Raw genomic sequence first — 25,358 nt, forward strand, 5'->3', positions numbered from 1 at the left:
GTCACGGAGCCCGTTCAACCATGAAATGGATCGATGCGCTGCAATTCGGCTGGCGCCGCCGCCTGCCGGTGATCCTGCAGACGCAGGCGGCCGAATGCGGGCTCGCGTGCGTCGGGATGGTCGCGAGCCACTATGGCCACGACCTCGACCTCGTCAGCCTGCGCCGGCGCTTCAGCCCGTCGCTGAAGGGGGCGACCCTCAACGACGTGATGCTGATCGCGTACCGGCTCGGCCTCGCGTCGCGTGCGTTGCGGCTCGAACTCGACGAACTGGGCAAGCTGCGCCGCCCGTGCATCCTGCACTGGGACATGAACCACTTCGTCGTACTGAAGTCGGTGTCGCGCGGCCGGATCACGATCCACGATCCGGCGCGCGGGCGTCGCGACGTGCCGCTCGCCGAAGTGTCCGAGCACTTCACCGGCGTCGCGCTGGAGCTGATGCCGTCGCCGTCGTTCGAGCGCACGCAGGCACGCGAGGCGATCTCGATGACGAAGCTCGTCGGCGGCGTCACGGGCCTCCGAACGACGTTCGCGCAGGTGCTGCTGCTGTCGGCGGCGCTGGAAGTGTTCGGTATCGCCACGCCGTTCTACATGCAGTGGGTGATGGACCAGGTGCTGGTGTCGGCCGATGCGGACCTGCTGACGCTGCTCGGCATCGGCTTCCTGCTCGTCGTGCTGTTCCAGAACGCGGTGTCGGCCCTGCGCTCGTGGGTGGTGACGTGGTTCTCGAGCCTGCTCGGCGTGCAGTGGACCGCCAACGTCTGCGCGCACCTGCTCAGGCTGCCGATGGCGTATTTCGAGCAGCGCCACATCGGCGACGTGGTGTCGCGATTCGGCGCGATCAATACGATCCAGGCCACGCTGACCACGCAGTTCATCGGCGCGCTGCTCGACGGCGTGATGGCGGTCGCGACGCTCGCGATGCTGTTCGTCTACAGCCCTTCGCTCACGTGGCTCGTACTCGGCCTGTTCGCCGCGTACGGCGCGATCCGCTGGATCGCGTACCGGCCGTTCCGGCAGGCGAACGAGGAACAGATCGTCTACGCGGCGCGCGCGCAGTCGAACCTGCTCGAATCGATCCGCGGCGTGCAGGCGATCAAGCTCGCGAACATGCAGGAAGCGCGTGTCGCCACCTATGCGAACGCAGTCGTCGAAACCACCAACAAGCACGTCGCGATCGAGCGGCTGTCGATCGGCTTCTCGACGCTGCAGGGCGTGATTTCGGGTGCGGGCCGCGTGGTGCTCGTGTGGCTGGCGGCGAAGCAGGTTCTCGACGGGCAGTTCTCGGCCGGGATGCTGGTCGCGTTCGTCAGCTTTGCCGACCAGTTCATGGCGCGCGGCGCCGGGCTGATCGGCACGCTGATCGATTTCCGGATGCTGCGCCTGCATGGCGAGCGTCTCGCCGACATCGTGCTGACCGACGTCGAAGCCGACATGGAGGCGAAGGTCGTGCGGCCGCCGCAGGCGGGCCATGCAACGCCACCCGCGATCGACGTGCGCGACGTGCGCTTCCGCTACGCGGAAACCGAGCCGTGGGTGCTCGACGGCTGCTCGTTCTCGATCGCGCCCGGCGAATCGGTCGCGCTGGTTGGCCCGTCGGGCCAGGGCAAGACGACGATGGCGAAGCTGCTGCTCGGCCTGCTCGCGCCGGAGCACGGCAGCGTGCAGGTCGACGGCATCGACATCCGCAAGCTCGGCCTGCATCCGTATCGCGACAGGATCGGCTGCGTGATGCAGGACGACATCCTGTTCGCGGGCTCGATCGCCGACAACATCGGCTTCTTCGACCCGCAGCCCGACGACGCGCGCGTCGAGCATGCGGCGCGACTCGCGCAGATCCACGACGACATCGTCGCGATGCCGATGGGCTATCGGAGCCTCGTCGGCGACATGGGGTCGTCGCTGTCGGGCGGGCAATGCCAGCGCGTGCTGCTCGCCCGCGCGTTCTACCGCCAGCCGGCGGTCCTGGTGCTCGACGAAGCGACGAGCCATCTCGATCTCGCGCGCGAACGCCTGATCAACGATGCGGTGCGGGCGATGAACGTCACGCGGATCATCATCGCGCACCGTCCGGAAACGATCCGCAGCGCGGATCGCGTGATCGAGATCGCGGGCGGCGCAGCCCATGAGCGACCCGTCGGCGCGCGCGTCGCGCCCGAGCCGGCGTAGCGCCGCGGCGTCGCGAAGCATTCGACCGCCCGACGGGCGGCGAAACGGCCGATGCCGATCCGGCCTTGCGCGATCGGCACCCTGCAGTAACAAGGAGAAACGCAAATGCGTGAGTTGACCACGATGGAATGCCATGAAGTGAGCGGCGGCGGCTTTTTCGGCACCGTCGGTGCAGCGCTGCTCGGCGCCACGGCCGGCCTGGTCGCCGGCGGCTTCAAGGGTGCGGCGACGGGCGGCAGCCAGGGCGGGATCCTGGGCTTCGGCATCCTCAGCGCGGGTGTCGGCCTGATCGCGGGCGCGGCGCTCGGCGTGATCGGCGGCAACGCATACGGCCTCGTCAATGGCGTGGCGCAGACGCTCAGGATCTTCAATCGCGTGATGGAAGGCCTGTTCGATCCGAACCTGCCGGCACCGAAGTGAGGCGCGGCGGGCCCGTTTATCCATTCCAGTTTTTTCCAGAGGGCAAACATCATGCGTGAAATGCACCATGCGGAATGTGCGGCCGTATCCGGCGGTCTGTCGTCCAGCGATCTTGTCGGCTGGCTCAACAACCTGTTCGCGCCGCGCGAGCCGCGCGAGCCGTGGGTCAATCCGTTCCCGTCGGACAACAGCGGGACGGAGGCGGTCGGGACGCTCGGCAAGATTGCCGTCGCGGTGGGCGTGACGGCGATCGCCGTCTCGCTGGCGCTACTGCGGCGCGCAGCGCGATAGCCAGCGCGCAGCCAGAACGGGCACCATGTTGTCTCAATATTCAGGAATGCTGATTCAATGGAAAACGCGGCATTTCTGGATCGTTTGCGATTGTGGCGCCCTTTACTGGAAAGCTAAATTTATCCGCCCGGATCGTGGAACGGCCGGCGGAGTTTTTTCGAGCAAATCACAGAGGAAGCAGAACATGATCAAGCAACTTACCCTGGCGTCGGCGATCACTGCCGCGATGGCGCTCGCGCCGCTCACCGCGCATGCGTACGACGGCACCGTGACCATCACGGGCACGCTGAGCGGCGCGACCTGCGACGTCAAGATCAACAACGGCAGCAACAACGGCACGGTCGGGCTGCCGGGCGTGAGCGCGAGCACGCTGTCGTCGAAGGGCGCAACCACCGGCGCGACCAATTTCACGATCGCGCTCAGCAATTGCACGAACGCCACCGGCAAGTCGGTGCGCACCTTCTTCGAAGCCGGCCCGAACGTGAACACGGCGGACGGCACGTTGACCAACCGGGCGGTCAGCAACGCGGCCACCAACGTTTCCGTGCAGTTGCTCGACATCGACGGCTATGCGCTGAAGGCGGGTGACGCCAGCCAGCGCAACCCGAGCAAGACCTCGGTGCCGATCGTCAACAACGGCGCCACGATGGTCTACGGCGCGCAGTACTACGCGCAGGGCGCGGCGACTGCCGGTGACGTGAGCACGTCGGTCACCTACTCGATCGACTACCTCTGATCCCCAGGCTGCCGCGACGGGCAGCACGCGTGGCGTGCGCGCCCGTCGCGGCGATATCGGCCGGCGGCACCGCGGGTGTCGCCGGCATGACCGTGCCGCACGGGTGCGCCGGCCGCCGGCGTTCCCTGCCCATCGCGCTACATATGATGATTCCGATTCTCCCGTCCCTTTTGCGCCCGTTCTCGCTGTGCATCTGCGCCGCGCTCGTGTGCTTCGCGCAGCAGGCCGCGGCGAGCGTCATCGTGTCCGGCACCCGCGTGATCTACCCGGGAGGCGACCGTGAAGTGACCGTCAAGCTCGACAACAACGGCGCGCAACCCGCGCTCGTGCAGACGTGGCTCGACGACGGCGACCCACGCGCACGCCCCGGCACCACGAAGGTGCCGTTCGTGCTGATGCCGCCCGTGTTCCGGATCGACCCCGGCCGAGGGCAGACCGTGCGGATCGTCTACACCGGCGACGCGCTGCCGCAGGACCGCGAATCGGTGTTCTGGCTGAACGTACTGGACGTGCCGCCCGGCGTCGACGAAACGCAGTCGACCACCGTTCTGCAACTCGCGTTCCGTTCGCGGATCAAGCTGTTCTTCCGGCCGGTCGGACTGAATGCGAACGGCGCCATTGCCGCCGCGAGGCAACTGAAGTGGTCGCTCGCGCCCGCGCCGGACGGCAAAGGCCATGCACTGCGCGCGACGAATCCGACGCCTTATAACGTCGTCGTGCTGTCGGCGCGCGTCGTGCACGGCGGCCGCACCTTCTCGCTCAGCGACGGGGCAATGATCGCGCCGCAGGCATCGCATGTTTTTCCGCTCGATGCGGCACTGCCGGCGTTGCCGCCCGGCACGACGTTCGACTACGCAACCATCAACGACTTCGGCACCGGCGTCGAGTGGCGGGCGGTGCTCGACGACACCCGCTAGCTGCGCCGTCCGCACCGCGAAGCCGACACCTTCAGCGCCGGGGCGCCGCCTCGTGCGCGACACGTTCAATTCGAGTATCTGGAGCGAATTTCATGGAACGCGCTGACCGTGCAACGAGGTGGTGCGCCCGCCTGGCCGTGCCCGTCCCGCGCCGATCGTACGCAATGGCGTTGCTCGCGTGTTCGGCGCTGCCGCTCGGCGCCGCCGCAAGCGAGCACGAACCCGAACCCGCCGACGACCGGCCGCCGAGGATCGGCGAGGCCGGGACGGGTGCCGGCGCCGTGCGCTTCAACCCCGATCTCGTCGCATCGCCGCCCGGCGGGCTCGACCTGTCGCGCTACGAACGGGGCAATCCGGTCTGGCCCGGCCAGTATCGTTCGGACGTCTACCTGAACGGCGTCATGCTCGGCCGCGACGACGTGACGGTGCGCGAGGTGCGCCCGGACGTCGCGCAGGTATGCATCGGCCGACCGCTGCTGGACAAGTTCAATGCGGACCCGCGACGGTTCGCACCCGACGCGCTCGTGCTGCTCGATGCGGCCGACGCGTGCCAGCCGCTCGAAGCGCTGCTGCCCGGCGCAACCGCGTCGTTCGATGCAGGCGCGGCGCGCCTCGACGTGCAGATCCCGCAGGCGCTGCTGCGGCGCTCGGCGCGCGGCTACGTCGATCCGTCACGGTGGGACGACGGCGTGACGGCCGGCTGGGTCGGCTACAACACGAACCTGTACCGCAACGTCACGCACGGCCAGGGCGCGACCACCGCGTACGTCGGCCTGAATGCGGGCATCAACATCGGTGGCTGGTATTTTCGCCACGACGGCGCGTTGAACTGGCAGCAGCACGGCGGCCGTCACTACAGCGTGGCGAATACCTACGTACAGCGCGACCTGTCGGCACTGACGGCGCGCGTGCGGATCGGCGACGCGAACACGTCCGGGGAGCTGTTCGATACGTTCGCGTTCCGCGGCGTGCAGCTCGCGACCGACGACCGGATGTGGCCCGATTCGCAGCGCGGCTACGCACCGGTCGTGCGCGGGATCGCCAACACCAGCGCGCGCGTGAAGATCCGCCAGAACGGCGCGGTGATCTACGACACGGCGGTGCCACCGGGCCCGTTCGTGATCGACGACCTGTTCCCGACCGGTTATGGCGGCAACCTCGTCGTCACCGTCACCGAGGCGGATGGCAGCGAGCGCACCTTCAGCGTGCCGTACGCGGCGGTCGCGCAGTCGCTGCGGCCGGGGCGCAGCCGGTTCGGCTTCGTCGCGGGCACCGTGCGCAACGTCGACCTGTCGTACACGCCGCGCGTGGTGCAGGCGACCTACAGCCGCGGCGTGAACAACCTCCTGACGCTGTACGGCGGCGTGCTCGCGAACGAGCACTACCGGAACGTGCTCGCCGGAGGTGCGTTCAACACGCCGCTGGGCGCGTTGGCGCTCGACGTGTCCGGCGCGTTCACGTCGGCATACGGGCAGCGGACGCGCGGGTCGAGCGTGCGCGTCACGTACAGCAAGACGATCGACGCGACGAACAGCAACCTGTCGGTGGCCGCCTATCGCTTCTCGTCGTCGGGGTATCTCGACTTCGGCAATGCGCTCGCGTTCGTCGACAACGCGAAACGCAACCTGACCGGCGCGGCCGCGCGACCCGCATGGCGCGCGCGCAACCGCGTGTCGGTCACCGCCGCGCAGCCGTTCGGCGAGCGCTGGGGCCAGCTGTATGTGAGCGGCTACACGCAGAACTACTGGACACGCAGCGGCACCGACACGCAATTCCAGGTCAGCTACAGCAACCGCTACCGCCAGTTCGACTACACGGTATCCGTGAACCGCTCGCTCGCGTCCGGCGGCAACGCCGATACGCAGGCGATGCTGAGCGTGTCGGTCCCGCTCGGCGCGAGCGCGCGATCGCCGCGACTGAGCGTCTATGCCGCGCGCGACAGCCTGAACGGCTTCACGTCGACGGCCACCGCAACCGGTTCCGTCGGCGCGGCGTACGAGGGCAATTACTCGGTTTCCGCGGCACGCAACGCCGACGCGACCTACGCGGGCACGGTCTCGGGTCAGTACCGGACGCCGGTCGCCGCACTGCAGGGGATGCTCGGCAAGGGCAACGACTACGGGTCGGCGTCGCTGGGCGTCAGCGGCACGGTCGTCGCCCATCCGGGCGGCGTGACGGCGGTCCCGTATACGGCCGACACAATGGCCGTCGTCGCGGCGCCGGCCGCCGGCGGCGCAACCGTGGCCGGCTACAGCGGCATCCGTCTCGACCGGCGCGGCTACGCGGTCGTCCCGTACCTGAGCCCGTATCGCGTGAACCAGGTCGAGATCGATCCGCGCGGCCTGCCGGCCGACGTCGAGCTGCAGACGACGAGCCAGCAGGTCGCGCCGCGCCAGGGAGCGATCGTGATGCTGCGTTATCCGACGGTGACGGGCCGCCCGCTTCTGATCCATGCGGCGGCGCCGGCGGGCACGGAACTGCCGTTCGGCGCGCCGGTGTTCGACGGACGCGGCAACAACGTCGGAATCGTGTCGCAGGGTGGCCAGGTCTACGCCCGGCTATCCGAGCCGAACGACACGCTGACCGTGAAATGGGGGCACGCCGACGCGTGGCGGTGCACGATCCGGGTCGCGCTGCCGCCGCTGGAGCAACGCGCGGCGCCGATCGGCATCGAGCGCATCGAGGCGCCCTGCAAACTGGACAACCCATCCGCTGACGCGCCCGAGGTCCGGCGCGCCCCGGCAGGAGAATCGTGATGGAACACCGCAGAACGAATCGAAGCCTGCACCCGCACCCGTGCGCTCGCGACGGGAATCGCGGCGCCGGCCTTCGAACGGCGCTGACCGCGCTGGTGCTGGGCGCGGCCGGCGTCGGCCATGCGCACGCGTCCACGGCCACCTGCATCAACACGTCGTCGTCGAAGCTCGGCGAGCTGCCGTCCGGCTTCAAGATCGCGGCGGACGCCCCGATCGGCACCGTGCTGTGGAGCAAGGAAGGCATCGAGATCGCCGCGAGTTGCTGGATGAAGGTACCCGGAAGCAGGGCCGTCGAGGCCACGCTGTATCGATGGGCGGACGACCCGGACCTGACGGCCAACGGGCTCACGCTTTACGTGACCTATGACGGCAACCGCGGGCACGGCACGTCGTCGCTGCCGATGGGCACGACGATCAAGTCGATCGGGAAGACTGCCGTTACCGCGAAAGTGGACGTCGAGCTGGTCAAGAGCGGCGCGACACCGTCGGTCGCGAAGCCGTTTCCGGTGCTGTCGGTCCTGACGGCGCTGATCGGCGGTCCGGACAACTCGACCGCCGACGCAACCCGCTACCTGATGTACGGCTTCGACAACATCTCGTTCCAGCCGACGACCTGCACGACGACCACCCCGTCGGTGTCGGTCGACCTCGGGGCCCATGCGTTGAACGCGTCGTCCGGCATCGGCTCGGGCGCCGGCTCGACGTCGAAATCGAAGGGCTTCGCGATCGGCCTGCGCTGCGATACCGGCGTGGCGGGCGCGTTCGAAGTCAACCTGACGCTGGACGGCAAGGCAGTCGATGCATCGAAAGGCGTGCTGGCGCTGTCGTCGTCGAGCGACGCCTCCGGTGTCGGCATCCAGTTGCTCAAGGGCGACGACACGCCCGTCGAGCTCGGCACGCCGTGGAAGGTCAGCGACTCGCCGTCGGCGTCCGCGACCTTCTCGGTGCCGCTGTCGGCCCGCTACTACCAGACCGGTGCAACGGCGAAGCCGGGCATCGCGAACAGCTCGGCTACCTTCACGGTCACGTACAAATGACCGCGCCGTCAGATCAGCCCGTTTTCGTACGCGTACCGAATCAGGTGGGTGTTCGAATCGGCCTGCAGCTTGCGCATCGCCGTGTATTTCTGCGTCGACACGGTGCTGACCGAGCGGCCGAGCTGCTTCGCGATGTCCTGCAGCGTATGCCCGGATGCGAATAACCGTACGACTTCGAGCTCCCGCGCCGTGAGCGCCGGGTGCCCGCCGAGCGTGCCCGCCTCGCCGCGCTCGACGGCCGCCCGCGCCGTCGGCGACAGGTAACACGCGCGGGCCGTACCGACCCGCCGGCACGCGCCGACGATCTCGGCGAGCGGGTCGTCCTTGCTGACGATCGCGGCGACCCCGAGCTTCAGCGCGGCCGCAAGCACGCTCGGATTCGAATGCGCGGTGAACATCACGCAGCGCGTGCGGGGCGCGATATCGCGCAGCTTGCGCAGCAGCGGGAGGCCGTCGAGCGGCCGCTCGCCGCGGCTCATCGAATAGTCGACGACGGCAATATCGACAGGAGATTGCGTCAGCGCGGCAATCAGTTCCGTGCCGCTGCGGCAGGTATGCACGACGCGAAAAGGCGGATGCCGTTGCAACAGTCGATCAAGCGACTCCAGGACTACCGGATGGTCGTCGGCCACGGCGACGGTTATTGTTTTCATATCTCGCATTGCGTTTTTCAAAAAACATGACGACGCCTGTCGATACGGCCTGACTGCATCAAACGGCACTCACGGAAGGCGCTCACGGAACCCACGCGTGCGCCACGCCAGACTTTAATGCTCGTGATTATTTAATGAAAGGGCATTTATTATCGATTGATTATTCCGAAATTAAGGATCTTATGCGCATATCGCAACGGAATACCACCTGAACAAGCCGATAACGATCCTGTCCACTCATGTTTATCGCGTTTATCGAACTCGTCCTAATTCAAATTGGATAAATCGATTGCCGGTCCGCAGCTGCACGGGTTCGCCGTGGAGCGCACACGGCCGCGCGAGACGCGAGGCGGTCGCGTGCCGCGCCCCCCGTTCCGGCCCCCCGTTGCTGGAAAACCCCTAAAGGAATCGCCGGCCCGCGAAAGGTAGCGGAAGGTTTCGCCTCCCTATACTCGTCGTGACGATGCAGCAAGCATCGCGCCAGACGAATACAACGAACGGAGACGACCCGATGCGACCCATCCTGCGCACCCTCGCCGTGGCAGCCAGCCTGAGCTGCGCGCTCGCCGCTCACCCCGCCTTCGCCGACGACGGCGGCAAGATCACGATCATGGTCGGCGGGATCGCGAAGCTGATCTACCTGCCCGCGCGGCTCACGCAGGAGCTCGGCTACTTCAAGGCCGAAGGCCTCGACGTCGAGCTGCTGTCGCAGCCGGCCGGCGTCGACGCCGAGAACGAGCTGCTCGCAGGCGCCGTGCAGGGCGTCGTCGGCTTCTACGACCACACGATCGACCTGCAGAGCAAGGGCAAGGACGTGAAGGCGATCGCCGTGTTCGGCCAGGTGCCGGGCGAAGTCGAGATGGTGTCGACCAAGGCCGCGCCGACGTTCAAGTCGATGGCCGACGCGAAAGGCAAGACGCTCGGCGTGACGGGCCTCGGCTCGTCGACCAGCTTCCTCACCCAATACCTCGCGCTCGCGCACGGCGTGCCGTCGACGCAGTACACGATGCTGCCGGTCGGCGCCGACGCGAGCTTCATCGCCGCGATCAAGCAGGGGCGCATCGACGCCGGGATGACGACCGAACCGACGGTGTCCGCGCTCGAGAAGATGGGCGACGCGAAGGTGCTGGTCGACCTGCGCACGCTGGAAGGCACGCGCGCGGCGCTCGGCGGCACCTACCCGGCCGCGAGCCTGTACGTGCAGTCGGCGTGGGCCGATTCGCACAAGGCTGAAGCGACCAAGCTCGCGCACGCGTTCGCGAAGACGATGCAGTTCATCCACACGCACAGCGCCGACGAAATCGCCGCGAAGATGCCGGCCGACTACCAGAAGGACAAGGCGCTGTACGTGAGCGCGCTGAAGGCGTCGCTGCCGATGTTCACCGCCGACGCGAAGATGCCGGCCGACGGCCCGGCGACCGTGCTGAAGGTGCTGTCGGCGTTCAACCCGTCGGTGAAGGGCAAGCACATCGACCTGGCGCGTACCTACACGAACGATTTCGTGAACGCGAAATAAGCAGCGGCGCCGGCGGCGGCGATCCCGCCGCCGTGCGTTCCCCGTTCCGGCCCGTTTGACCGGCCCGGCGTTGCGTCACGATGCGACGCCCTCCTCACCCGCAGGACGAATGCGATGAATCAGGCAGTCTCCCCGAGCACACCGGCGATCGAGTTTCGCAACGTGTCGTGCCGCTTCATTTCGCCGGAAGGCAAGGCCACCGTCGCGCTGCGCGACTTCAGCATGAGCGTCGCGCGCGGCGAGTTCATCGCGATCGTCGGGCCGACCGGCTGCGGCAAGTCGACGACGCTGAACCTGATCACCGGGCTGCTCAAGCCCGCGTCGGGCGAAGTGCGCGTGATGGGCCGCCCGGTCGACGGGATCGACCCGCGCATCGGCTTCGTGTTCCAGGCCGACGCGGTGTTCCCGTGGCGCAACGTGATCGACAACGTCGCGGCGGGCCCGCTGTTTCGCGGCCGCTCGAAGGACGTCGCGTATGCGCAGGCCGAGGAATGGATCCGCAAGGTCGGCCTCGACAAGTTCACGAAGCACTACCCGCACCAGCTCTCCGGCGGGATGAGGAAGCGCGTCGCGCTCGCGCAGACCTTCATCAACCAGCCGGAAATCCTGCTGATGGACGAGCCGTTCTCCGCGCTCGACATGCAGACGCGCACGCTGATGCAGGACGAGCTGCTGCAGCTCTGGTCCGCGAACAAGGGCTCGGTCGTGTTCGTCACGCACGATCTCGAGGAGGCGATCGCGCTCGCCGACCGCGTGTTCGTGCTGACCGCTCGCCCCGCGACGCTCAAGCGCGTGTACGAGATCGACCTGCCGCGCCCGCGCGTCACGTCGGAGATCCGCTACGACACGCGCTTCATCGAAATTTCCAAGGACATCTGGCACGACCTGCGCGAAGAAGTGCAGATCGGCTGACGCATACGCCGCACGGCAAGGACAGCAAGGACAGGAGCATGACCGACATGACGCTTCCCCCCACCGCCATTCCGGCGAAGTCGCTCGACGACGAGTCGCGCGCCGCGCAAACCCGGCTGCGCCGCCGCCGGCAACTGATCATCGGCCTGCGGATCGCCGTGCTCGTCATCGTGCTGGGCGGCTGGGAACTCGCCGCGCGGCTGAAGTGGATCGATCCGTTCTTCTTCTCGCAGCCGACGCTGATCTTCGCGCAGATCCAGGACTGGTTCGTCAACGGCACGTCGCAAGGGCCGCTGCTCACGCAGGTGTGGGTGACGCTCGAGGAAACCACGATCGGCTTCCTGATCGGCTCGGTGGCCGGCGTGATCTGCGGGATCGTGCTCGGCCGCAACAAGCTGATGGCCGACGTGTTCGGCCTGTACATCCAGATCGCGAACTCGATCCCGCGCGTCGTGCTCGGCTCGATCTTCGTGATCGCGCTCGGCCTCGGGATGGCGTCGAAGATCGCGCTGGCCGTCGTGATGGTGTTCTTCGTCGTGTTCGGCAACGCGTTCCAGGGCGTGCGCGAAGCCGACCGCTACCTGATCGCGAACGCGCAGATCCTCGGCGCGTCGCGCCGGCAGATCACGACGTCGGTCGTGATCCCGTCCGCGCTCTCGTGGATTCTCGCGAGCCTGCACGTGAGCTTCGGTTTCGCGCTGGTCGGCGCGGTCGTCGGCGAATTCCTGGGTTCCAAGCAGGGCATCGGTTTGCTAATCTCCACCGCCCAGGGCGCGTTCAACGCGAGCGGCGTGTTCGCGGCGATGATCGTGCTGGCCGTGGTCGCGCTGGCCGCCGACTACCTGCTGACCTGGCTCGAGAAGCGGCTGCTGAAGTGGCGGCCCGCGGCGTTCTGAACGCCGGCGGCGCACGCCTCACATGACACTTCCGACCGCGCCGGCGCTCCCGGCGCGGTTCGGCATTCCGGAGAAGGAGCGCAACAGGATGGCGCACAGCCTGCGCGGGCGATTGCTGTGGTGGCTGCTGCTGCCGCTCGCGGTGTTCGTGCTGATCGCGGGCGCGATGTCGTACGACACCGCGCGGACCACGGCCGCGCTCGTGCAGGACAGCGCGCTCGTCGCGTCCGCACGCACGATCGGCGAGGACGTCGAATGGCGCAACGGGCTGCCGGTCGCCGACGTGCCGCCGGCCGCGCTGGAGATCTTCGAATCGCCGTCTGGCGATTCGGTGTTCTACAAGGTGATCGACGGGCACGACCGCCTGCTCGCCGGCACGCCGGCGCTCGACGTGCCCGCGCGGCACGGCGTCGAGCCGACGCTGTACGACACGTCGCTCGACGGCGTGCCGCTGCGCGCGGTGGCCTACGATCGCCAGCTGTACGACGAAGGGCAGGTCGAGACGGTCACGGTGGTCGTCGCGAAGACGACGCGCTCGCATCGCGCGATGGTCGCCACGATCTGGCGGCCGCAGCTCGTGCGCCTGTCGCTGATGCTGATGCTCGCGATGGGGCTCGTGTACCTCGGCCTCACCTTCGAGATGCGCCCGCTGATGAAGCTGAAGGACGACGTGGCCGACCGCGGGCCGATGGAGCTGGAGCCGATCCGCCCCGAGCGGCTGCAGAACGAGCTGCGGCCGATCGTCGATGCGATCAACCAGTGCATCGCGCGGCTGAACATGCACACGGCCACGCAGCGCCGCTTCATCGCGGATGCCGCGCACCAGTTGCGCACGCCGATCGCGGTGCTCGACACGCAGATCCAGTACGCGCAGCGGCGCGGACACGACGATCCGGAGCTCGCGGCGGTACTCGACAGCATGCAGCGCAGCAGCCGCAAGATGGCCGACGTGACCGACAAGCTGCTGCTGCTCGCGCACGCGGAGGCCACGCCGTCGACGCTGCTGACCCAGCGCGTCGATCTCGCGGCCGTGGTATCGAGCGTGCTCGAGGAAACGATCGTGCTCGCGCAGCGGCGCGATATCGATCTCGGCGCCGATCTCGGCGAGCGGCTCGACGTCGCGGGCAGCGACAGCCTGCTGACCGCGCTGGTGATGAACCTCGTCGACAACGCGGTGCGCTACACGCAGCCCGGCGGCTGCGTGACGGTGGCCGCACGCCGCGACGGCGACGCGATCGTGCTCGACGTGATCGACAACGGCCCCGGCATCCCGGCCGAAGCGCGCCCGCACGTGTTCAAGCGGTTCTACCGCGTGTCGGCCGACACCGAAGGCTCGGGCCTCGGGCTCGCGATCGTCCGTGAAATCGCGCAGGCGCACGGCGGCAGCGCGTCGCTCGCGCCGGGGGCCGGCAATCGCGGTATCGTCGTGACCGTACGGCTGCCCGCCTACGATTGAAGAGAAAGCCGTCATGAAACTCCTGCTGGTCGAAGACAACGCCGAACTCGCGCACTGGATCGTGAACCTGCTGCGCGGCGAGGACTTCGCGGTCGATTCCGTCGGCGACGGCGAGCGCGCCGACACGGTGCTGAAGACCGAACGCTACGACGCGGTGCTGCTCGACATGCGTCTGCCCGGCATCAGCGGCAAGGAAGTGCTCGCGCGGCTGCGGCGCCGCAACGACAACGTGCCGGTGCTGATGCTGACCGCGCACGGCTCGGTCGACGACAAGGTCGACTGCTTCGGCGCGGGCGCCGACGACTACGTCGTGAAGCCGTTCGAATCGCGCGAGCTGGTCGCACGGATTCGCGCGCTGATCCGCCGGCAGGCCGGCGTCGGCACGACGCAGCTCGTGTGCGGCGATCTCGTCTATGCATTCGGCACGCGCGAATTCCGCTGCGGCGAAACGGTGCTCGCGCTGCGCCGCCGCGAGCACGCGATCCTCGAGACGCTGATGCTGCAGCAGAACAAGACGGTGTCGAAGGCGCGGCTGATGGACAGCGTGTTCGCGCTCGACGACGAGCCCAGCGCCGACGCGATCGACATATATATTCACCGGCTGCGCAAGCATCTCGCGGGCAGCACGGCCGAGATCATCACGCTGCGCGGGCTGGGTTACATCCTGCGCATGAAAAGCGCGCAGGACTGACGGGCACGCACCCGCCGCACGGAACATCGATTCGTAGCACGAAAGGTTGACCAGGCCAGCCGGATGCCCGGCAGGCCCGCTTGCGCACGCCTGCCTGATCCGTGATCGTTGCGCGTTCGGTGTTTTCACCGATCCGATTCCTGCGTCCGGGAAAGCGTCGTGAAGGATTGCACGCTCTACGATGCTACGCGTCGGCCCTCTCGCTGTGGCCGGCAAGAGTCGGCATACATTACGTACTGCAAACGACAAGATTTCAATGCGGCAGCTCGGAGGAGACGATCTTGAAACGAAAAACCCTTGCCCTTTCCATCGCGGCGGCCGGCCTGTGCGCCGGTACGCACGCGCAAGCGCAGTCGAGCGTGCAGCTCTACGGCCTGATGGACCTGAGCTTTCCGACCTACCGGACCCACGCCGACGCGAACGGCAATCACGTGATCGGGATGGGCAACGAAGGCGAGCCGTGGTTCAGCGGCAGCCGCTGGGGCCTGCGCGGCGCAGAAGACATCGGCGGCGGCACGAAGATCATCTTCCGCCTCGAAAGCGAATTCGTGGTCGCGAACGGCCAGATGGAAGACGAAGGCCAGATCTTCGACCGCGACGCGTGGGTCGGCGTCGAGGACGAGCGCTTCGGCAAGCTGACGGCCGGCTTCCAGAACACGATCGCGCGTGACGCATCGGCGATCTACGGCGACGCGTACGGTTCCGCGAGGCTGTCGACCGAGGAAGGCGGCTGGACCAACTCGAACAACTTCAAGCAGATGATCTTCTACGCGGCCGGCCCGACCGGCACGCGCTACAACAACGGCGTCGCGTGGAAGAAGCTGTTCAGCAACGGCATCTTCGCGAGCGCCGGCTACCAGTTCAGCAACTCGACGTCGTTCGCGACCGGCTCCGCCTACCAGGCCGCGCTCGGCTACAACGGCGGGCCGTTCAACGTGTCGGGCTTCTACAACCACGTGAACCACAACGGCTTCCGGAACCAGACGTTCTCGGTCGGCGGCAACTACACGTTCGACATCGTGCGCCTGAATGCCGGCTACTTCCGCTACAACGGCGACCAGGGCCCGCTCGGCCAGCGTCACGACGATTCGTGGACGGTGTCGATGAAGATCGCCCCGAAAGGCGCGCTCGACTACGAGCTCGGCTACCAGCAGATGCGCATCAAGAACGCCGCGAACAACTCCGACGGCTTCACGCCGAACGCGAACCTCGGCGCGTTCAGCCTGACCAACGGCGTCGCCAACGGCTTCAAGGAGACGATCTACGGGTCGGTGTTCTATCACCTGAGCAAGCGCACCGAGGTGTACCTCGCCGGCGACTACATGAAGCTGCACGGCGGCTACACGGCTGCGTCGACGTTCGGCGCGAAGAACCAGCTCGAACTGACGTCGGGCATCCGCACGCGTTTCTGACCTGCGGGCCGGCCATCCGGGCGGGGCTGCGGTACCCCGCCTTTCCCTGCCTCCAGGATTTCTCCATGCGGGCACGGCGGCGCTTTGCGCCGACCGTGCCCTTTTTTTCGTCCTTTCCGCGGCGCTCCGGGGTGCCCGGACAACGGCCGCCGGCCGCCCGTGCGACAACCGGCCCGAAGCCGCTTGCGGCCCGTGGGGCGGGCGATCGCGGCCGATGCGCGCACGCTCGGCCCACATCGGCGCTTGACCTCGGCCGGTCGACTCGATAGCGTTTCGGGTTTGCCCGGGTGGCCATTGCCGCCGGTGCCGTGAGCGCGCCCGACGTCCTGGCGCGCGCGGCCGGGCTCCGATGGAAAAGACGATGCAGAAACTCGATGCGGCCAGCCCGCAGGCGATGTCGACCGATTTCACCGCCGACAACGTCGCGCGCCTGAAGGCGCTGTTCCCCGAACTCGTGACCGAAGGCCCCGGCGGCGCGTCGGTCGACATCGACGTGCTGAAGGCGCTGGTCGGCGATCGCACGGTCGGCGACGCCGAAGAACGCTACGGCTTCCACTGGCATGGCAAGCGCAGCGCGCGCCAGGCCGCGCTCACGCCGTCGACCGGCACGCTGCGGCCCTGCCCCGACGACAGCGTCGCGTGGGACGATACGCGCCATCTCGTGATCGAGGGCGACAACCTCGACGTGATGAAGCTGCTGCACAAGAGTTACGCCGGCAAGGTGAAGCTCGTCTACATCGACCCGCCGTACAACACCGGCAGCGATTTCGTCTATCCGGACGACTTCAGCGACAGCATCCGCCACTACCTGGCGATGACCGGGCAGACCCAGGGCGGCGTGAAGCGCAGCACCAACACCGAGGCGAACGGCCGGTTCCACACCGACTGGCTGAACATGATGTATCCGCGCCTGAAGCTCGCGCACGCGCTGCTGTCCGACGAAGGGCTGATCGCCGTGCACATCGACGAGCACGAAGTGCACGCGCTGGTGCTGATGCTGCGCGAGATCTTCGGCGAGGAGAACGAGCTCGGCGTCGCCGTGTGGGACAAGCGCAACCCGAAGGGCGACGCACGCGGCGTCGCGTACCAGCACGAATCGCTGGTGCTGTTCGCGCGCAACGCCGAGACGCTGCTCGAACGGGCGCCGCTCAAGCGCCCGAAACGCAATGCGCAGCGCATGCTCGATGCCGCGCACGACGCCGTGTACCGCAGCGGCAACGCGAAGGACGCGCAGAAGGCGTACCGCGCGTGGATGAAGGCGCAGACCAACCTGTCCGGCGGCGAGGCGATGTACGACCGGCTGTCGGCCGACGGGCGCGTGTACCGCCTCGTGTCGATGGCCTGGCCGAACAAGAAAAAGGCGCCGGAAGAGTATTTCACGCCGCTGATCCACCCGGTCACCGGCAAGCCGTGCGCGATGCCGGCGCGCGGCTGGCGCAACCCGCCCGCGACGATGCAGGCGCTGATCGAGCGCGGCCAGATCGAGTTCGGCGCGGATGAAACCACGCAGCCGCAGCGGATCTACTACCTCGACGAGAACATGTACGAGAACGTGCCGTCGGTGCTGCCGTTCGCCGGCTCCGACGACGCGCTGCTGAAGACGCTCGGCATCCCGTTCGACCTGCCGAAGCCGGTCGATTTCGCGGCGGCCGTGATCGGCTGGTGCACGCGCGGCGACGACATCGTGCTCGACTGCTTCGCGGGCTCCGGTTCGACCGGCCATGCGGTGATGCAGGTGAACGCGACCGACGGCGGCGCGCGCCGCTACGTGCTCGTGCAGCTGCCCGAGGCGCTCGACCGCCGCGACAAGACGCAGGCGGCGGCCGCCGATTTCTGCGCGAAGCTGAAAAAGCCGCTGACGCTCGCCGAAATCACCAAGGAACGCCTGCGCCGCGCCGCGCAGCAGGTCGCGCGCGATTACCCGGAAAGCTATGGCGACCTCGGTTTCCGCGTGTACCGGCTCGACACGACCAACGTGATCGAGTGGGACCCGCGCCGCGACGACTTCGACCATGCGCTGTTCGCATCCGTCGAGCACGTGAAGACCGGCCGCACGGAAGACGACCTGCTCGCCGAGCTGACGCTGAAGCTCGGCCTCGACCTGTGCACGCCGGTCGAGCATCACCAGGTGGCCGGCAAGACCGTGCACCTGATCGGCCGCGCGATCGTCGCGTGCTTCGATGCGCGCATCTCGCGCGACGACGCGGGCCCGCTCGCCGACGGCATCGTCGACCTGCTCGATGCGACCGGCACGACGCACGACGTCACGTGCCTGTTCCGCGACAGCGGTTTCGTCGACGACGTCGCGAAGCTCAATCTCGCCGCGCTGCTCGAACAGCACGGCGTGAAGCGCGTGCGGAGCCTGTGATGCGGCTGCATTTCGAAGCGGATCTCGACTACCAGCGCGAGGCGATCGACGCCGTCTGCGACCTGTTTCGCGGCCAGGAATCGTATCGCGGCGACTTCAGCGTGCTCGCGAACGCGGCGCCCGGCACGACGGCCGCCGCGCAGGGCTCGCTTGGCTTCGCGGTGTCGGAACAGGGCGTCGGCAACCGGCTGTCGCTGACCGACGACGCGCTCGCGCGCAATCTCGCCGACGTGCAGCTGCGCGGCGGGCTGCCGCCGTCCGGCCTGCCCGGCTCGCGCGACTTCACCGTCGAGATGGAGACCGGCACCGGCAAGACCTACGTGTACCTGCGCACGATCTTCGAGCTGAACCGTCGTTACGGCTTCACGAAGTTCGTGATCGTCGTGCCGTCGATCGCGATCAAGGAAGGCGTGCACAAGACGCTTTCCATCACCGAGGATCACTTCCGCGCGCTGTACGCGGGCGTGCCGTACGACTACTTCCTGTACGACTCCGCGAAGCTCGGCCAGGTGCGTCACTTCGCGGCGAGCGCGGCGATCCAGATCATGGTGATGACGGTCGCCGCGATCAACAAGAAGGAAATCAACAACCTCTACAAGGACAGCGAGAAGACCGGCGGCGAGAAGCCGATCGACCTGATCCGCGCGACGCGGCCGATCGTGATCGTCGACGAGCCGCAAAGCGTCGACGGCGGCCTCGAGGGGCGCGGGCGCGAAGCGCTCGCCGCGATGGCGCCGCTCTGCACGCTGCGCTATTCGGCCACGCACGTCGACCGTCACCACATGGTGTACCGGCTCGACGCGGTCGACGCGTACGAACGCAAGCTCGTGAAGCAGATCGAGATCGCGTCGGCGATCGTCGAGGACGCGCACAACAAGCCGTACGTGCGGCTCGTCGGCGTGTCGAACCGGCGCGGCGCGATCAGCGCGCGCATCGAGCTCGACGTCGCGACCGCGGCTGGCGTGAAGCGCCAGATCGTGACGGCCACCGACGGCGACGATCTCGAGCGGCTGACGAAACGCGCGCTGTATGCCGGGCTGCGGATCGGCGAGGTGCATGCGGTGAAGGGCGCCGAATACGTCGAGCTGCGCCATCCGGAAGGCGAGGCGTTCCTGTCGCTCGGCGAGGCGTTCGGCGACATCGACACGCTCGCCGTGCAGCGCGAGATGATCCGCCGCACGATCCGCGAGCATCTCGACAAGGAACTGCGCCTGGCCGAGCGCGGTGTGAAGGTGCTGTCGCTGTTCTTCGTCGATTCGGTCGAGCGTTATCGCCGCTACGACGAGAACGGTATGCCCGTGAAGGGCGATTACGCGCTGATCTTCGAAGAGGAATATGCGCGTGCGGCGCGCGTGCCGGCCTACCGTGCGCTGTTCGACGGCGTCGACGTGGCGCTCGAAGTCGGGCGCGCGCACAACGGCTACTTCTCGATCGACCGCAAGGGCGGCTGGACCGACACGAGCGAAAGCAGCGCGGCGGCCCGCGAGAACGCCGAACGCGCGTACGGCCTGATCATGCGCGAGAAGGAAGCGCTGCTGTCGTTCGACACGCCGCTGAAGTTCATCTTCTCGCACTCGGCGCTGAAGGAAGGCTGGGACAACCCGAACGTGTTCCAGATCTGCACGCTGCGCGACATCCAGACCGAGCGCGAGCGCCGCCAGACGCTCGGCCGCGGGTTGCGCCTCGCCGTCGACCAGGACGGCGAACGCGTGCGCGACCCGGGCGTGAACACGCTCACCGTGATCGCGACCGAGCGCTACGAGTCGTTCGCGGAGAACCTGCAGAAGGAAATCGAGGCCGATACGGGCATCCGTTTCGGGATCGTCGAGGAACACCAGTTCGCGGCGCTGCCCGTACAGGAAGGCGACGCGCCCGCGCATGCGCTCGGCATCGAGCTGTCGCGCGTGCTGTGGAATCATCTGCACGAGCAGGGTTACGTCGATGCGCAGGGCAAGGTGCTCGACCGGCTGAAGGATGCGCTGCGCCAGGGCGCGCTGGTGCTGCCCGAGGCGTTCGAGATGCTGCGCGCGCCGATCGTCGCGACGCTGCGCAAGCTGTCGGGCCGTTTTGCCGTGCGCAACGCGGACGAGCGCCGTGCGATCGCGCTGCGGCGCGATGCGTCGGGCAAGGCCGTCGTGTTCGGCGAGGATTTCCGCGCGTTGTGGGACCGCATCCGCCATCGCACCGTGTACCGCGTCGAGTTCGACAACGCGAAGCTCGTGCGCGACTGCGCGGCCGCGCTGCACGACGCGCCGGACATCGCGCGCGCACGCCTGCAGTGGCGCAAGGCCGAGATCGATATCGGCAAGGCCGGCATCGAGGCGATCGAGGTGGGCGGCGCCGGCACGGTGCTGCTCGACGAAGGCGAGCTGCCGCTGCCCGACCTGCTCACCGAGCTGCAGGACCGCACGCAGCTCACGCGCCGTTCGCTTGCGACGATCCTGGCCGACAGCGGCCGGCTCGACGATTTTCGCGTGAATCCGCAGCAGTTCATCGCGGTCGCGGCCGATGCGATCAACCGCTGCAAGCGGCTCGCGCTCGTCGCGGGCATCGCGTATCGCAAGCTCGGCGAGCGCCATGTGCATGCGCTCGAATCGTTCGAAAGCGAGGCGCTGACGGGTTACCTGCGCAACCTGCGGCCCGACGCGCGGAAGTCGATCCACGAAGCGGTCGTGTGCGAGACGGACGCGGAGCGCGCGTTCGCCGATGCGCTCGAGGCGCATGACGGCGTGAAGCTGTACGCGAAGCTGCCCGCGTGGTTCCGCGTGCAGACACCGCTCGGCAGCTATCACCCCGACTGGGCCGTGCTCGCGGAGCAGGACGGCGGCGAGCGGCTGTACTTCGTCGTCGATACGCCGAATACCGACGGCCATGTGCCGAGCGAGCACGAGCGTGCGAAGCTCGCGTGCGGCGAAGCGCATTTCCGTGCACTGGTGGACGGCGACGGCGCGGCGCGCTTCGTGCGCGTCAGGCAGGCCGATGCGTTGTTCGAACCTGCGGTGCCGCTGGCAGGCGCCGGGCGGTGATACGAAGGGCGGCGATGAGCCGCCCTTTTTTCTGCGTCGATCGATCGCGCCGGATACCGTTGCGACGCGCACGCCGCGTATCGATTCCGCTCGTACCGTCCTCCTGAAAGCGATCCGTATTCTTGCCCGGGCGCAGTGCGGTTACGGCTGGTTGCAAATCGGGTCGGCACGACGTTTTCGCGCGACGGCGGCAATGCGTTGCCTCGATGAAAAAAGGGCGCCGAAGCGCCCTTCTCCCGCATGCGTGCGCCGCGTTTACAGCGTGCGGCCGAATGCGTTGTGATGCGAACGATGCGTGGACGTCGACGCATGCGTGGTATGGCCATGCGCATGCCCGTGCGTGTGACCATGACCCGGCTGCACGCCGGCGCGATCGGCGATCGTATCCGAGCGGTCGGCAGCGCGCGACAGGCCCTTGTCGCGGTCCCCCGCGTGCATGCCGTTCGAGTTGCTCAGCGCCTGGCCGCTCATGTGGCCGCCGGACATGCCGCCCGCGTTGCCGCCCGAGCCGCCTGCGCCATGACCGCCACCGTTGCCACCGCCATTGCCGCCGGCCGCCGCGTACGCGGACACCGAGCCGAGCGCGAGCAGCGCGGCCGTCAATACGGACAGATATCGTTGCTGTTTCATCTTGTGCTCCCTGGAGCGCGTTCGTGTGACTGCATTCTATGAACGCACAAAATTCGCGCCACACGACGTTGTAAATGATCGTAACGATGCGCGCGGTGCGCATTCGTCGGATCGATCCGGGTGTTGCATGAACGGGGAGCGAAGCAGGCGGCGGCGGCGCGTTGGCGCCGCCCCGGTGATGAAGTGCTTACTGCGCCGGCTGCATGCCCTGCGCGGCGGCCTTGTGTTGAGCGGCCTGCTCCTGCGCCTGCTTCTTCGCCATGTGGTGGCCGACGATACAGCCACCGACCGCACCGACGACCGCGTGGTGCCCGGCGTAGTGGCCGGCGACCCCGCCGACCACCGCACCCTTCATGCAGCCCGCCGCATGCGCGCTGCCGATCGTTGCGAGCGCGACGACAGCGGCGGCGGCGCACAGCCTGATGTGACGAATGGGCATCATGTTGTCACTCTCCTCTCGTGGTGATCAGCCGGGCCGCTCAGTCCCAGCGGCCGCCGCGCCAGCCGCCGCGGTCGCGCCACTCGTGCTCGCGCCATTCACGGCGGCGCCACTCGTGTTCGCGCCATTCGCGCTGACGCCAGCCATCGCCGCGCCAGCCGTCATCGCGGTAGCCGACCGGCGCGTACATGACGGGCGGCGGCGGCGCGACGTAGACCGGTGCGGGCGCCGCATAGACGCCCGGCACACCGATGCCGACCGACAGGTCGACGTGGGCCGACGCGACGCCCGAAGCTGCCAGCGCCGCTACACCGAGAACTGCACCGAGAATAAGTTTCTTGCTCATCTCGCGACTCCCTGCACGTGTCGTGCGTCATGTGAATACGGTTCGGAGTCTAGGCACCGGACACAGACACAGGTGAAACGGGTATGCGAGACCGGTAACGGACGTTTACGGATGTCCGCAAAGCCTTGCGGGACAAGGGAGAGGCCGTGCTCGAAACGCCGTTGCGGCGATGCATCGGGCCGGTAAAAAGGGCGTTTCGGCACGAAACCGGGCGATTCGATCGCGCTCGCCGGCGTGCGCGGGAAGCGAACCGCCCACGCGGCGCGAGCGGTTCGCAACAGCGGGCGTTACGCGCGGATATCGTCGACGCTGCGCAGCCAGTGCACGCTGAACAGGTTGTCCGCGTCGGTCCACACGGTATCGGGCTCGAATCCCGCGCGGCGCGCGATCGCATGGAAGCCGTCGATCGTGAACTTGTGCGAGTTCTCCGTGTGGATGCGCTCGCCGGCTTCGAAGCGGAACGCGTGGCCGCGCACGTGCACCGTCTGCGCGACATCGCTGACGAGATGCATCTCGATGCGCTGCCGCTCGCTGTCGTAGAACGCGCAATGCGAGAACGCGTCGACGTCGAAATCCGCGCCGAGCTCCGCGTTCGCGCGCACCAGCAGGTTCAGGTTGAACCGCGCGGTCACGCCCTGTGCATCGTTGTACGCGTCGTGCAGCGTGCGCGCGTCCTTCACGAGGTCGGCGCCGACCAGCAGGCCGCCGCCGCGCAGCAGCCGCGCGGCATCGCGCAGGAATGCGTCGGCCTCTTCCCGCGAGAAATTGCCGATCGTCGAGCCGGGAAAGAAACCGATGCGCCGCGCCGGTGTCGCGGTCAGCGCGGCCAGTTGCTCGGCCTTCGTGTAGTCGGCCGCGAGCGGCGCGACGTCGAGCCACGGATAGGCCGAACGCAGTCGCGCGGCCGCGCCGTGCAGGTAGTCGGCCGAGATGTCGACCGGCACGTAGCGCGCCGGCGCGTTCGCATAGTTGCCCGCGAACGCGTCGAGCAGCACGCGGATCTTCTCGAGCGAGCCGGCGCCGAATTCGACCAGTTCCGCATGCGGGCCGACGCGCCGCACGATCTCGGCCGCGCGATCGCGCAGGATGCCGAGCTCGGTGCGGGTCGGGTAATACTCGGGCAGTTCGCAGATGCGATCGAACAGCGCGGAGCCGGCCGCATCGTAGAAGTATTTCGGCGGAATGCTGCGCGGCGTGCGCGACAGTCCGTCGATCAGGTCGCGCTCGAACGCGCTCGGCCGCGAATCGCGGGCGGGTTGCTGGCCACCGCTCGTGGCCGTCTGGTCAGACGTCTCGCGCAAGTCGCACTCCCGTGAATTGCCAGCGTGCCGCCGGCGGAAAGAAATTGCGGTACGTCGGCCGTTCGTGCCCCGGCGGCGTCGCGATGCTGCTGCCGCGCAGGACCTGCTGGCCGACCATGAACTTGCCGTTGTATTCGGCCGCGACACCCGCGAGCGGCCGAAAGCCCGGGTACGGCTCGTACGACGAGCGCGTCCATTGCCACACGTGCCCGAGCATCTGCCGGATGCCTTCGGAGGGGAACGCGGCTTCCCATTCGAATTCGGTCGGCAGGCGGGCGCCGGCCCATTCCGCGTACGCGGCCGCTTCGTAGAAGCTCACGTGGCACACCGGTGCGTCGGGCGCGAGCGGCTCGACGCCGTGCAGGCCGAACGTGCGACGTACGCGCGTGGCGGCCGCATCGTCGTCGTCGGGCATCCAGTACGCGGGCCCTTGCCACCCTTCCCGCTGCACCGTGGCCCAGCCGTCGGACAGCCAGAACTCGGGGCGTGTGTAGCCGCCGTCTGCGACGAACGCCGCATATTCCGCATTCGTCACGAGACGGTTCGCGATCTCGTACGGCCGCACGAGCGCCGTGTGGCGCGGCCGTTCGTTGTCGAACGAGAACGCGTCGCCGTCGTGGCCGATCTCGACGAGCCCGCCCGGCTGGTGAAGCCAGTGCAGCGCGCCCGCATCGCCCGCGGCCATCGCATCGCCGTCCATCCCGTTGCGCGGCCGGAACGCCGGCTTCAGCGGGTTGCACGAGAACGCGTGCAGCATGTCGGTCACGATCAATTCCTGGTGCTGCTGCTCGTGATGCAGGCCGAGCACGACCTCGGGCGCGATTGCGTCGAGCAGCGCCGCATCGGCGCCGGCCAGCGCGCGCAGCATCGCGTCGTCGACGTATTGCCGGTACGCATGCACCTCGTCGAGCGACGGGCGCGTGAGCAGCCCGCGCTGCGGCCGCGGATGGCGCGGGCCGAGCGCTTCGTAATAGGAATTGAAGAGGAACTGGAATGCGTCGTCGAACGGCGCGTAGCCGGGCACGCGGCGCATCAGCACGACGGTTTCGAAGAACCAGGTCGTATGCGCGAGATGCCATTTCGTCGGACTCGCGTCGGGCATCGACTGCACGGCCTGGTCTTCGGCGGACAACGTCGCGGTCAACGCGACGCTATGAGTGCGCACGTCCTGGTAACGGCGCTGAAGCTTTGATGCAAGGAGGCTCATCGGTTTACCGTCCACGTCGCGATTCGCTGCGTTGCGTTGCCGGAAAAGGGAAAGCCTTGCGCGTGATGCGCGCGGCTGACGTGCGACCTGCTGCTGCGTCGACGGGCAGCCGGCGCGCGCGCCGGGCCGCGAATGCGGCGTCACTTCATCTGCCCGTGCAGAACAGTATGGTCCAGAAAT

21 protein-coding genes are annotated in these 25,358 nt (G+C 67.8%); 15 read left to right on the top strand and 6 right to left on the bottom strand.

Going from position 1 to position 25,358, the window contains the following annotated elements:
* Positions 1–20: 20 nt before the first annotated feature.
* The 7 genes from FOZ70_RS26620 to FOZ70_RS26650 all read left to right on the top strand — a co-directional run bounded on the left by FOZ70_RS26620 (position 21) and on the right by FOZ70_RS26650 (position 8,325).
* Entirely contained in the window at positions 21–2,168 is a 2,148-nt protein-coding gene (locus FOZ70_RS26620) for a peptidase domain-containing ABC transporter (RefSeq protein ID WP_219707193.1), read from the top strand.
* A gap of 105 nt (positions 2,169–2,273) precedes the next feature.
* A complete protein-coding gene (locus FOZ70_RS26625) occupies positions 2,274–2,588 on the top strand; it encodes a hypothetical protein (protein ID WP_059490343.1) in 315 nt (104 codons plus the stop codon).
* Between the two features lie 51 nt (positions 2,589–2,639).
* On the top strand, positions 2,640–2,879 hold the full coding sequence (locus tag FOZ70_RS26630) for a hypothetical protein (protein WP_060048912.1): 240 nt from the start codon (positions 2,640–2,642) through the stop codon (positions 2,877–2,879).
* A gap of 184 nt (positions 2,880–3,063) precedes the next feature.
* A complete protein-coding gene (locus tag FOZ70_RS26635; RefSeq protein ID WP_219707194.1) occupies positions 3,064–3,615 on the top strand; it encodes a fimbrial protein in 552 nt (183 codons plus the stop codon).
* A 143-nt stretch (positions 3,616–3,758) separates the two neighbouring features.
* On the top strand, positions 3,759–4,532 hold the full coding sequence (locus FOZ70_RS26640; protein ID WP_162175304.1) for a fimbria/pilus periplasmic chaperone: 774 nt from the start codon (positions 3,759–3,761) through the stop codon (positions 4,530–4,532).
* A gap of 164 nt (positions 4,533–4,696) precedes the next feature.
* A complete protein-coding gene (locus FOZ70_RS26645) occupies positions 4,697–7,288 on the top strand; it encodes a fimbria/pilus outer membrane usher protein (protein WP_258025731.1) in 2,592 nt (863 codons plus the stop codon).
* Positions 7,288–8,325: a fimbrial protein gene (locus tag FOZ70_RS26650; protein WP_219707196.1), complete on the top strand. Its 1,038-nt coding sequence runs from the start codon at positions 7,288–7,290 to the stop codon at positions 8,323–8,325. The genes FOZ70_RS26645 and FOZ70_RS26650 overlap by 1 nt, the downstream gene beginning before the upstream one ends.
* An 8-nt stretch (positions 8,326–8,333) precedes the next feature.
* On the opposite strand, the gene FOZ70_RS26655 is transcribed toward FOZ70_RS26650, so the two are convergent.
* A complete protein-coding gene (locus FOZ70_RS26655) occupies positions 8,334–8,987 on the bottom strand; it encodes a response regulator transcription factor (protein WP_042976880.1) in 654 nt (217 codons plus the stop codon).
* A 502-nt stretch (positions 8,988–9,489) separates the two neighbouring features.
* Here FOZ70_RS26655 and FOZ70_RS26660 point away from each other — a divergent pair.
* From FOZ70_RS26660 to FOZ70_RS26695, 8 genes are all read left to right on the top strand, one after another.
* Positions 9,490–10,494, top strand: coding sequence for an ABC transporter substrate-binding protein (locus tag FOZ70_RS26660; protein ID WP_021162252.1), 1,005 nt, complete (start codon positions 9,490–9,492; stop codon positions 10,492–10,494).
* Between the two features lie 114 nt (positions 10,495–10,608).
* Entirely contained in the window at positions 10,609–11,406 is a 798-nt protein-coding gene (locus tag FOZ70_RS26665) for an ABC transporter ATP-binding protein (RefSeq protein WP_027788757.1), read from the top strand.
* 38 nt (positions 11,407–11,444) lie between these two features.
* Complete coding sequence (locus tag FOZ70_RS26670; protein WP_104767571.1) at positions 11,445–12,302, top strand: ABC transporter permease; 858 nt, start codon at positions 11,445–11,447, stop codon at positions 12,300–12,302.
* An 88-nt stretch (positions 12,303–12,390) separates the two neighbouring features.
* Positions 12,391–13,758 (top strand): sensor histidine kinase, encoded by a 1,368-nt coding sequence (locus tag FOZ70_RS26675; protein WP_021162255.1) that lies wholly within the window; start codon positions 12,391–12,393, stop codon positions 13,756–13,758.
* Between the two features lie 13 nt (positions 13,759–13,771).
* Complete coding sequence (locus tag FOZ70_RS26680; RefSeq protein WP_047851516.1) at positions 13,772–14,449, top strand: response regulator; 678 nt, start codon at positions 13,772–13,774, stop codon at positions 14,447–14,449.
* A 281-nt stretch (positions 14,450–14,730) separates the two neighbouring features.
* Positions 14,731–15,861 carry a porin gene (locus tag FOZ70_RS26685; protein WP_059709599.1) on the top strand — a complete coding sequence of 377 codons (1,131 nt, stop codon included), beginning with the start codon at positions 14,731–14,733 and terminating at the stop codon, positions 15,859–15,861.
* Between the two features lie 349 nt (positions 15,862–16,210).
* Positions 16,211–18,229: a site-specific DNA-methyltransferase gene (locus FOZ70_RS26690; protein ID WP_219707197.1), complete on the top strand. Its 2,019-nt coding sequence runs from the start codon at positions 16,211–16,213 to the stop codon at positions 18,227–18,229.
* On the top strand, positions 18,229–21,255 hold the full coding sequence (locus FOZ70_RS26695) for a DEAD/DEAH box helicase family protein (RefSeq protein ID WP_219707198.1): 3,027 nt from the start codon (positions 18,229–18,231) through the stop codon (positions 21,253–21,255). Before FOZ70_RS26690 ends, FOZ70_RS26695 begins: the two co-directional genes overlap by 1 nt.
* A gap of 255 nt (positions 21,256–21,510) precedes the next feature.
* On the opposite strand, the gene FOZ70_RS26700 is transcribed toward FOZ70_RS26695, so the two are convergent.
* The 5 genes from FOZ70_RS26700 to egtB all read right to left on the bottom strand — a co-directional run bounded on the left by FOZ70_RS26700 (position 21,511) and on the right by egtB (position 25,178).
* A complete protein-coding gene (locus tag FOZ70_RS26700) occupies positions 21,511–21,885 on the bottom strand; it encodes a hypothetical protein (protein WP_021162261.1) in 375 nt (124 codons plus the stop codon).
* A gap of 187 nt (positions 21,886–22,072) precedes the next feature.
* Entirely contained in the window at positions 22,073–22,327 is a 255-nt protein-coding gene (locus FOZ70_RS26705) for a hypothetical protein (protein ID WP_021162262.1), read from the bottom strand.
* 37 nt (positions 22,328–22,364) lie between these two features.
* A complete protein-coding gene (locus FOZ70_RS26710; protein WP_021162263.1) occupies positions 22,365–22,670 on the bottom strand; it encodes a hypothetical protein in 306 nt (101 codons plus the stop codon).
* Positions 22,671–22,957: 287 nt separating this feature from the next.
* Entirely contained in the window at positions 22,958–23,971 is a 1,014-nt protein-coding gene (egtD, locus tag FOZ70_RS26715) for an L-histidine N(alpha)-methyltransferase (protein WP_021162264.1), read from the bottom strand.
* On the bottom strand, positions 23,955–25,178 hold the full coding sequence (gene egtB, locus FOZ70_RS26720; protein WP_059675993.1) for an ergothioneine biosynthesis protein EgtB: 1,224 nt from the start codon (positions 25,176–25,178) through the stop codon (positions 23,955–23,957). The genes egtD and egtB overlap by 17 nt, the downstream gene beginning before the upstream one ends.
* Positions 25,179–25,358: the final 180 nt, after the last annotated feature.

Source organism: Burkholderia sp. COPS, assembly GCF_019425585.1.
GTDB classification, from domain to species: Bacteria; Pseudomonadota; Gammaproteobacteria; order Burkholderiales; family Burkholderiaceae; genus Burkholderia; species Burkholderia cepacia.